Here is a 9,912-nt window from a genome sequence, read left to right on the forward strand (position 1 = left end):
AACCAAGGATACGCTGGTGGATGACGCACCCGCGGCGCGTGCCGCTTTGGCGAGCAACCGTCGCGCTCAAATTGTAATGCTCGACGGGCTCGGTCATTCGTTCCAAGAAGGCGCGGTTGCAGGCGAGCCGGATGAGGCGTCAAGGTTGGGCCCGTATCTCGGATCGCCTCGCCTCGTGGCAGTCGTTGGCGACTGGCTTCGAGATGCACTGTGGTCGAAAACTGGCACGGGGATGGGACAAGTGCGGTGACGCGCACCCTTTTGCCGCTCGACGACTAATTAACTGCTGCTTTTGAGCGCCGGTTTTAGCCTCCAAAGGGCGTTTGACGGCGCTAAGTCGCCGTCTGCTGCACATGAACCATAATCGGCTACGCGCCTGTCCTGGCTCGAAGCAGCTGCTCCGCTCTCTTCTCCATTCACGACATCCATGGCGGGGGATCATGCGCCAAGTTCAGTCACCGCGGGAATGAATGAATGTCTTAAGTTGGGGACCGCGGAAAGGCGCGCGAATGTCCGGGTATGGGTCTCATTGTCGATGTCGCCGGGCCCAACCTTATATAAATATAAAACGGCAGTATCTCAGGATAAACTAAACGCCGTTAGATCGTTTGCCGTCATTTTCGAACGGGCGCTCCGTCGTAACGCCGAGTTGCTAAACTTGGGAATTAAATGGCATTCTTCCGTGCTGATCTATTGTTGATCAATGCTACTCAGAAGTGGATTGCAGCATCTGCGCAACCTTTGTAGAGAGCGCTTCGAGAGTAAAGGGCTTGGTCAGCAATTCCATACCTGGCTCCATATGGCCGTTACCAACTGCAGCATTTTCAGCGAAGCCTGTAATGAACAGCACCTTCAGACCAGGCCGCAAAGCGCGAGCGGCGTCGGCGACCTGTCGGCCGTTCATACCATTGGGCAATCCAACATCCGTTATGAGAAGTTCAATCCTGGCTCCGGACTGAAGCACCTTAATTCCCGCCGCCCCATCGGCTGCGCCGATGACGGTGTATCCCAGATCGTCGAGTACTTCGTCGATGAGATGGCGGATCGTCGCCTCGTCGTCGACGACAAGCACTGTCTGGGCATTGCCGCTCGCGGGCAAACCGGTTGTGCTTTCCTCGTGCGTTTCAGCAGCGTCGCCATGATGACGCGGCAGGTAAATGCACACCGTCGTGCCTTGTCCCACTTCGGAATAGATCCGGACCTGCCCACCCGACTGCCTGGCGAAGCCATAGATCATCGAAAGCCCTAGTCCGGTGCCCTGTCCAATCGGCTTGGTCGTGTAGAAGGGCTCAAACGCTCGCTCGATCGTCTCGGGCGTCATGCCAGTGCCGGTGTCCGTCACGCAAATCGAGATGTATTGGCCAGGGGGCAGATCGCGCTCTCGTCCTATACGATCATCAACCCACTTGTTAGCAGTTTCAATCGTCAGCTTACCTCCTTCTGGCATTGCATCTCGCCCGTTGATGCAAAGGTTGAGGACAGCGTTTTCGAGTTGCGGCGCGTCTATGTCGGCCGTCCACAATCCGGCAGCGCCAACGATTTCGATGCCAACGGTCGCACCGACCGTCCGATGCAGCATCTCTTCGAGACCAAGGATCAGCCGGTTGACATCAGTAGGTTTGGGATCAAGCGTCTGACGGCGCGAAAAAGCCAGCAATCGCTGCGTGAGAGACGCGGCACGCCGACCAGCGCCCTGCGCTGCATTGATGAAGCGGTCGAGATCGTCGAGGCGCCCTCTCGCAACGCGAAGCTGGAGCAGTTCCAGATTGCCCATCATGCCGGTCAGCAAATTGTTGAAGTCATGTGCCAGCCCGCCGGTAAGTTGACCGACCGCTTCCATCTTCTGCGCCTGACGCAGCTGTTCCTCGGTCTTCCGCAGGGCCTCCGCCTGCTCCTTCTCAGCGGTAATATCGCGACCTGTCGCATAGGTCATGTCACCAGCCGGCACAGCGACCCACGATAGCCAGCGCGTCGAGCCGTCTTTATGGCGGTAGCGATTGACGATGGCCGGACGACCGCCGTCTGCGGCAAGCTCATAGGCATCGGTTGTCTGGTTGTGATCGTCAGGCACTACGAACTCGTTGACATGATGGCCGACAAGCTCGCCAGAGGTATAGCCCAGCATGGCAGTCCAGGCGGGGTTTACGCGTATCAGAACTCCAGCGAAATCGATCACGAGCATGAGATCAGGAGACGTCTCCCAGATCCGATCACGCTCCGCTGTCCGTTCGGCTACTTCGTCCTCAAGCGTCTCGTTGAGCCGCTGCAGTTCGAGCTCGGCGCGCTTGCGTTCAGTGATGTCGATCGATGAGCCGACCAATCCGTTCACGGCGCCGTTGGCGTCTCGAAACGGCGATTTCGTCGAAAGCCAGGTTGCACAGGTTCCGTCGGCAAAGCTGACCTCTTCCTCTACGACTTCCGTCGTTTGCTCGGTCATGACCCGCTCGTCATTCGCCATGACGATGTCGGCTTGGGCAGCATCGTCGAGAAATTCACGATCGGTGCGCCCGATGATCTGATCGAGGGGCTTGCCGACCAGATCAGCGGTGCCGTGGTTGGCGGCCAACATCCGCCCCGCACGGTCCTTGGCGTAGACCACGCCCGGTACGGCCTCCATAACGGCCTTCAGAAGGACATTTGCTCCGCGAAGGGCGTCTTCCGCTTCGCGACGATCTGCTATGTCGATGACGGAACCGATATAGCCCAAAAACTTGCCCTGAGGTCCAAACCGTGGAGATGCTGCATCGATCGCCCAACGGTATATGCCATCTGCACGACGCAACCGGTACTCGAGACGGAAAGGCTCCTGCCGGGTATTCGCGTTCAGAAATATCTGGCCTGCCGCAGCCTTGTCGTCCGGATGGGTAACATCAAGCCAGCCAAGGCCAGCAGCCTCCGCAGGTGTCTGCCCGGTAAAGTCGTACCATTGCTGGTTGAGATACGTGCAGTTGCCATCCGGGTCGGTGACCCACATCATGACTGGCGCATGGTCGGCCATGTTACGAAAGCGGGCTTCGCTGTCGACAAGCTCGATGCGTGTGAGGGCAAGCGCCTCTTCGCTAGCGAGCGCGATCTGCGCGCGCTGATCGCGCTCCTGCACGGTACGACGCAGGTCAAGCAGCGACATGACCTGCCGCGCGAGCACGCGCAAGGTATCCTGCTGAAGCGTCGTAAATGGCCTTGGGCGGTAGTCCAGCACGCACAGCGTCCCGATCGGCAACCCGTCTTCGGTCTTCAACAGCGCGCCAGCGTAGGAGCGGATATGGGGATCGCCGGTCACCAGCGGATTGCACTCGAACCGGGTATCCAGCGTTAGGTCCGGTACGACGAGGAGATCATCCTCGAGTAGTGCTTTAACGCAGAACGAGCTTTCCAATGGCGTCTCGCGTACGCCGAGACCTACCTCCGCCTTGAAGAATTGACGGCCATCGCCGACCAAATTGACCACTGCGATAGGGGCATCACAGAGGCGCGCGGTCAGCGCCGCCAGTTCATCGAAAGATTGCTCCCGAGGTGTATCCAGCACCTCGTATCGCGCCAACGCCGCAAGCCGTTCCTGTTCGCGCACGGTAATGGCCTCAACCACGACGCTGCTCTCCGTGCATGCGAGCTTCGTCGCGGGCGATCATCAGCCGCAGGGCTGAGCGTACGACCTCGCTCGAATTGCTGTACAGCCCAGTGGCAACCTGTGCCCTGATGTACGATTCGAGTTCGGTCGTCAGTGCGACGTTGCGAGTGGGGGTAGAGGACATGCCGTTCTGTTCGCCACCATACGGGGGCTGTCAACGTTTGCCAGCTGCCACATTGCCTACGAACATCATCCTTGTTGGAAGTGGCGGCGTCAGCACCGCACAGAAGCAGTTGTCGCGGCTCGCAGTCCCGAAAGCGGCCGCCTCGGTTCCCAGCGATAACAACGGTCATCTCGGAAACTTAGTCGCTGAAAGCTGTCATGGCGCGGAGATGAATGATCGGCCGTAGTTGGGAAGCCGGGGAGGGCTCGTGAATGTCCGCAACTGGGTCTGGCCGGAAGCTGGGGGCAGGGTGCCTTCGCCCACCAGTGGCCACTTACGATGGCTTGCGTTGACCCTAAAAGCGGTCATTCGGTAACACGGCCTCTGCACCCCCACTCATAGGGCTTGGCTTAGGATCGCGGGGGAGGGAGGCTCGTTCCATTCCGTCATCACCGCCCCAGCCGGGGCGCTTAGGCAACGGTAAGCCGCAACGCGTCAGCACTTCTTCCAAAAGCGCTTTCTGCTCAGGCGTAGGATGGGGCGATCCAACTAGATCCTTGATGGGCATACTTTGCTCCCGATCGTGGGGACAGGCATCTTGTCCCAAACCATGTAGTTTTCAGATCGTCACAGCACAAAGCTGCCTGTCCGCTTTCCTTTCCAACCCGGACATTCCCGAAATTCGATCGTTGTGAGAGCCCGTCGGCCGACATCGGGCATACCGCGCGAGGAGGTATCCATGACACTGGACGAACTGGGCATACGCATCTGCATCATGGGACCGTCGAACAGCGGCAAGTCGACCCTCGCGGACGCGATCGGGCGAGCGAAGGGGCTGGCGGTCGTTCACCTCGACCAGCTGCACCATTTCGCGCACACCGACTGGGTGCCGCGACCGCCGTTCGAGTTTGCCGCGCTTCACGACAAGGCAATCACGGGCGACCAATGGGTGATCGAAGGCAATTACACCCAGCTTCTCCCACAGCGGCTGGAACGGGCGACCGGCTTCATCCTACTCGACGTACCGACCACAACCAGCCTGTATCGCTACGTCCGGCGCTGCTGGTTCGAGCGCGATCGTCGCGGCGCGCTGGAGGGCGGTCGCGATAGCGTGAAATGGGATATGATCCGCCACATCGCCGTCACCACCCGAGCCAACCGCACACGTTACCGCGACATGATCGAGAGCATCGGCCTGCCCAAGGTCCAGATCGCGTCGACCAGCGCATTGGCGGACTTCTACCCCACCAACTGCCTGAGGCGATGAGCCGCACATTCCCGTTTCAGCATCCCAACCGAGAAACCAGACCTGCAGAAATCATTCCCGGGCATTTATGGGGCGGGCAGAGTAGGGAGAGGCTCCTTAGCTAGCCTGACAATCTCCGCGGCTAGATCGTCGGATGATGCTGCCGCCTTAGGCCAATAAATCATGTCGGAGATAGGTACGTTAGGGAAAGTGCGCTCAAGAATACCGAGGCAAAAGCTGCTCCTTGGTTCGTCCGCAGCTTCGATGACGCCGATGCATTCCGCAACTTCCTGAACGGTAAGGTCAGGGATGCCCGGGGGAGGTCCCATCGCTGCCAACACCGCAAAATCACGTTCGCTGGTCCAACTGTACAGGTTGCTAAACGTGACGCTATCATACCCCTGTGATCCCGCCAGCATATCGGCTTCGGCGATGAGCGCGTCGCACTCTTCGTCAGCATCCAAACAATCCACGATCCGAAGAATGAGATTCTGCAATGCGTCGATCCGCGCCGGCGGGGGTGTCGGTATCAGCGCCTCGATCCTACTGGGCATCGAACCTCTCCTAACCGTCGAATAATAGTCGACCATGAACACCGCTGTCGAATAATCTCAATTCATCCAGCCTCGCTATTCGTTGCCGACATTCCGGTTCCCATTTCTCGATCGGTTGCGAGAACTTCCTCCCTTCGGAAACAGCAACGGCGCGGAAGCGCCTGGTTGCGTATGAGAAGGCGGGGCAGGATATGAGAGCGATGATCGACTTCGAAAACGCCCAGGGGGCAGGGCAAGCCCCCGATCGCTTAGTGAACGCTACGGGGCTATCCGACAAATCTGTGCGATCTTACCCCATCGGCATGATCCTGCCGGTGCCGGGCATCGGGCGTCTAATCCTTTTCGATGCGCATCCGTCGAGGGATGTCTTTCACCAAGAGATATGGGGGCGGGAGGTGTTCCTGTTCGACGACGGTAACCGGGCGGTGTGGCAGATTGCGCCTGAACCGGGCACCACGGACGACATGCACCGAAATTTCGATACGGCCCGCCCCGCGATCGAAAGCTTCTCCGCCATTAGTAATATCGACGGGAGGTTCTATGCGAGCCGGATCGGCGGTGACACTTTCGTGATTGATATGACGACCGGGGCTGCCTTGTATGGCGGCTGGGCACGAACCTAGCGCGTTCGAGCCAGCCGGATCGTGCAAACGTCGATCGCCGCGCTGGCTTTCCCATATCCGGATCCTTTTAGGGAAAGGCGGCAGCTGCCCAATGTCTGCTATCGCGGCCTGCCTCGCCGAAAGCGGACCGTCCGCAGTCCTTCCCTTCACGACATCTATGACGGCCGATCATGCGCCAAGGGCATTCAGCGCGGAGATGAACGAATGTCTGAAGTTGGGGAGCGGGGGAGGGGGCGCGAATGTCCGGGTTTGGGTCTGGCCGGAAGCCGTAGGGCAGGGGGTGATCGCCCAGTTGCTGCCGTTTGTTCATAGTCGTAGCGCGCCGAGAAGCAGAGGCTAGGCAGACCATCTCGACCGGCATCCGCATCTATGCGACGAAGACCGTTCAACGGCTTCTCGTCAGGAGGTCTGTTCGTAGATCCAGTTAGCTAATTTTTTTGAAGACCTGCTTATAGACGATCGGCGTAGAAAGCAGTGGACTGATGATGGTGGTATTCTCCATCAAATCCTGGCCGACACTATGGTATTTTGAGGTTCGCTCGCTATCGTCGCCGCGGAATGTCAGAGCGACGGTTCCACCATCAGCTTTTACCGATACATCAAAAACAAGCTCCGGGATGAGCTTCCACGTGATCGGATCTCCGCCTATCCAAACTACGATAGGTGTTTTGGCATCATAGGCGAGGCCGACTCGACCTCCTGCGGTGGAAATTCTAATCCTATTCACCGCAATGGACTTGCGGAGCCTCATCCGAACACGAGGGCGCTTGTCGTCGGAAATGGTGGCGGTAGCGCTGTCGATCACTTTAAAAGCGTTGTCACTCCGCGCAGTGTCCAGTTCATAGATGCCTGAAACCACAGCTTGCGCCGGGCTCGCTGAGCCTGAGGTAGAACTCAACATGGCAACTGCGATCGCCGCCGATAGAATATGCTGACGCATCACACGCTCCTCGAATTTCCCTGCTCGTGGGTACGGGGGTAGCGACGATGCGGGTGAGCGCATAGGTGATACCTCAGCTGTCGGTTCGGAGGACTTCCTTCCCCATCACGACATTCGCGAGCGGATAGCCGGGCTTCAAAATCGGTCATTCGCAAAGATGAACCAGCGTCTGAAGTTGGGAGGCGAGAGAAGGGGCGTGAACGTCTGGTTCTGGGTCCTGTTCGCAATTCTCTATGATCTGAGCAGGTTGACGTTCTCAAAGTAGCGGTCCGAAGAGATAGTGGACCAAAATGCCGGCCTGAGCCTTCCCCGGCTATTCTCGTTGCGGAACCTGCCTTGATGACCTCGCTGCCGACCCGACGTTAAGCGAGATAATCCGACCTCCAGTCGCTCATTTTGACTTGAAGGCGCGCGTTAACCCTCGTTCGCTTGCGGGAACCATGGCCGCATCCTAACCCTCGCACCGTCGCAACCCAAGGAGCCGCATATTGTCCGTCAAACTGATGCTAGCGGCTCTACTGTCCACCACGCTGGCGACTGCCGCGGCGAGGGGGCAGGCGGTACCCGCGCCGGTCGTGCAGCCGGGTGAGAGCGCAGACGACGCGCGTTTGAAGCAGCTGTTCTACAACAGCGATGAGTCGAGCTTGAAGCGTCATCCCATCGAGGCGGTTTTCCGTGGCGACCTGCGCTACGCCGACCGGTTTGGCGACTATCTGACCGATGCGTATCTCGCGGCCGAGCGCGCGGCAGTGGAGCATGACCTCGCGACCCTGAACACAATCGATCGTACCAAGCTGACCCCGACAGATCAGATCGCCTATGACGTCTTCAAGACGCGAAACGAGACTGATCTCGCCGGTTTTGCGCCCGCGCTCTTGAAGGTGCAGCGCGACCTGCCGATCGACCATATGAACGGGTTTCAGACCTTCTATCCTGATTTCGCGTCGGGCAACGGCGCCGCGCCGTTCAAGACGCTCGCCGACTATGAGAACAATCTGAAGCGCAACGCGAAATATGCCGTTGTCCTCGACCGCGCGATCGGACTGTTCCGGCAGGGGATGAAGGACAAGATCGTCCAGCCTAAGCTGGTCGTCACCAACATGATCCAGGAGTTCGACAACCTCATCGCGGAAGGGGTCGAGGGCTCGACCTTCTACGGCCCAGTGAAGACGTTTCCGGCAACGATCCCCGCAGCGGACCAGGCGCGTCTGAAGGCGGCCTATGGCGCGCAGATTCGCGACGTGATCATACCTGCGCATCGGCAGATGCGCGATTTCCTCGTTAACGTCTATCTGCCTGCCGCGCGCGACACGGTAGGTCTTTCCTCCCTGCCCGGCGGCGACGCCTATTATACTTTTCTGATCCGGCAAAACACGACGCTGCCAATGACCGCGGAGCAGGTTCATCAGCTCGGCCTAACCGAGGTCGCGCGAATCCTGAAGGGCATGGAAGCGCAGAAACAGGCGGTCGGGTTCAAGGGCGACCTGCCGACGTTCTTCGCCTTCCTACGCACCGACAAGCAATTCCAGCCGAGCTCGGTGGACCAGTTGCGCGACGGTTACCGGGCAATCGAGGCGCGTATCTCCAAACTAATCCCCGAGCAATTCTCGCTGACGCCGAAGACGACACTGGATATCCGCCCGGTCCCGGCGTTCAAGGAAAAGACCGAGGCGGCCGGATCGTACAACGGGGGCACGCCCGACGGGTCGCGACCGGGCGTGTTCTACTACAACACCTACGACCTGCCCTCGCGGTACACGTGGGAAATGGAAACGCTGTTCCTCCACGAGGGCGTACCGGGGCATCATTTCCAGATCAGCCTTGCGCAGGAAAACACCGCGCTGCCCGCGTTCATGCGGTTCGGTGGCAACACCGCCTATGTCGAGGGTTGGGCGCTCTATGCCGAAAGCCTGTGGAAGGAGCTCGGCATGGAGACCGATCCGTATGAGCGGATGGGCGGGCTGAACGACGAAATGCTGCGCGCGATGCGGCTGGTGGTCGACAGCGGGATCCACGCCAAGGGTTGGACGCGCGACCAGGCGATCGACTACATGCTCGCCAACTCGCCGATGGCGCGCACCGATGCGACTGCTGAGGTCGAGCGCTACATCGCTATTCCGGGACAGGCGCTCGCCTACAAGATCGGCCAGCTGACGATCACGGGGACCAAGGCAAAGGCGCGGGCGATGCTTGGCCCGAAGTTCGATCCGCGCGATTTTCATGCGCAGGTGCTTGATACCGGAGCGCTGCCGATGCCGGTGCTAGAGGCTAAGATCGACAAGTGGATCGCTGCTGGCGGCGGTGCGGCGAAGCGAGCGGCCGCCCGATAGCCAAGCGGGCTCGACGTGCCCTGACGGCTAAACAGGCTTGCCCGTATTGAATCCGCAGGGACGGCGGCACGGTCTCGAAGCGTAAGTTCTATGCAGTCAGCCCCTTGGTAAACCAGTCGACACCGTTGAGATTTTGTCCCGTCCGAATTCGGAATTTGGATCAGGGCACAGTGACTGGTGGCCGTTGAGCTGAGCGGGACGAAGATGAATGAGCGACCGTCTGGGGGAGCGGCGGGCGCTGCTTGAATGTCGCTTCCATCCGACTGTTGGCCCCTAAAGCCACCCTTTGGATCTCTGAGAAGACGAAGTTAAGATCACGCGACGGGCGGACTTTCCTTTTTCGCGTTTTAGCCGCAAGTAACGGCTAGATGGCTCTCTCACCCGACTATTATTCTGTCCTAGGGGTGCCCTCGACGGCAAGTCGAGAAACTATCCACGCCGCGTGGAAAGCGCTGCTCCGTCAATATCACCCCGATGCCAATCATGGT

General features: G+C 59.2%; 8 protein-coding genes. 4 read left to right on the plus strand and 4 right to left on the minus strand.

Features of this window, described 5'->3' with window-relative positions; all coding sequences use genetic code 11:
• Positions 1-706: 706 nt before the first annotated feature.
• Both ASE89_RS18625 and ASE89_RS21645 read right to left on the minus strand, forming a co-directional pair.
• A complete protein-coding gene (locus ASE89_RS18625; protein WP_056680970.1) occupies positions 707-3,586 on the minus strand; it encodes a PAS domain S-box protein in 2,880 nt (959 codons plus the stop codon).
• Positions 3,579-3,752 (minus strand): type II toxin-antitoxin system ParD family antitoxin, encoded by a 174-nt coding sequence (locus tag ASE89_RS21645; RefSeq protein ID WP_082451749.1) that lies wholly within the window; start codon positions 3,750-3,752, stop codon positions 3,579-3,581. The genes ASE89_RS18625 and ASE89_RS21645 overlap by 8 nt, the downstream gene beginning before the upstream one ends.
• A gap of 718 nt (positions 3,753-4,470) precedes the next feature.
• On the opposite strand from ASE89_RS21645, the gene ASE89_RS18630 reads away from it, so the two are divergent.
• Positions 4,471-4,998: an AAA family ATPase gene (locus ASE89_RS18630; RefSeq protein ID WP_056680973.1), complete on the plus strand. Its 528-nt coding sequence runs from the start codon at positions 4,471-4,473 to the stop codon at positions 4,996-4,998.
• 65 nt (positions 4,999-5,063) lie between these two features.
• Here ASE89_RS18630 and ASE89_RS18635 read toward each other — a convergent pair whose 3' ends face one another.
• Positions 5,064-5,531 carry a hypothetical protein gene (locus tag ASE89_RS18635; protein ID WP_156363560.1) on the minus strand — a complete coding sequence of 156 codons (468 nt, stop codon included), beginning with the start codon at positions 5,529-5,531 and terminating at the stop codon, positions 5,064-5,066.
• 200 nt (positions 5,532-5,731) lie between these two features.
• Between ASE89_RS18635 and ASE89_RS18640 the strand changes: the two genes are divergently transcribed.
• Positions 5,732-6,154, plus strand: a complete 423-nt coding sequence (locus ASE89_RS18640) for a hypothetical protein (protein ID WP_056680979.1) — start codon at positions 5,732-5,734, stop codon at positions 6,152-6,154.
• A gap of 424 nt (positions 6,155-6,578) precedes the next feature.
• Here the strand turns inward: ASE89_RS18640 and ASE89_RS18645 are convergent, their stop codons facing one another.
• Positions 6,579-7,094: a hypothetical protein gene (locus ASE89_RS18645; protein ID WP_156363561.1), complete on the minus strand. Its 516-nt coding sequence runs from the start codon at positions 7,092-7,094 to the stop codon at positions 6,579-6,581.
• 503 nt (positions 7,095-7,597) lie between these two features.
• Here ASE89_RS18645 and ASE89_RS18650 point away from each other — a divergent pair.
• Together ASE89_RS18650 and ASE89_RS21650 are read left to right on the plus strand one after the other, a co-directional pair.
• Positions 7,598-9,424, plus strand: a complete 1,827-nt coding sequence (locus ASE89_RS18650; protein ID WP_056680986.1) for a DUF885 domain-containing protein — start codon at positions 7,598-7,600, stop codon at positions 9,422-9,424.
• 368 nt (positions 9,425-9,792) lie between these two features.
• On the plus strand, positions 9,793-9,912 hold a 120-nt coding region (locus ASE89_RS21650), incomplete at its 3' end, for a DnaJ domain-containing protein (RefSeq protein ID WP_156363564.1).

The organism is Sphingomonas sp. Leaf30, assembly GCF_001422525.1.
In the GTDB taxonomy this organism is placed as follows: Bacteria; Pseudomonadota; Alphaproteobacteria; order Sphingomonadales; family Sphingomonadaceae; genus Sphingomonas; species Sphingomonas aerolata.

Excerpts from the sequence above, each read along its gene's own strand:
- ASE89_RS18645 (WP_156363561.1), bottom strand. The coding sequence starts at position 7,094 with ATGCGTCAGCATATTCTATCGGCGGCGATCGCAGTTGCCATGTTGAGT.
- ASE89_RS18630 (WP_056680973.1), top strand. The coding sequence starts at position 4,471 with ATGACACTGGACGAACTGGGCATACGCATCTGCATCATGGGACCGTCG.
- ASE89_RS18650 (WP_056680986.1), top strand. The coding sequence starts at position 7,598 with ATGCTAGCGGCTCTACTGTCCACCACGCTGGCGACTGCCGCGGCGAGG.
- ASE89_RS18640 (WP_056680979.1), top strand. The coding sequence starts at position 5,732 with ATGATCGACTTCGAAAACGCCCAGGGGGCAGGGCAAGCCCCCGATCGC.
- ASE89_RS18635 (WP_156363560.1), bottom strand. The coding sequence starts at position 5,531 with ATGCCCAGTAGGATCGAGGCGCTGATACCGACACCCCCGCCGGCGCGG.
- ASE89_RS21645 (WP_082451749.1), bottom strand. The coding sequence starts at position 3,752 with ATGTCCTCTACCCCCACTCGCAACGTCGCACTGACGACCGAACTCGAA.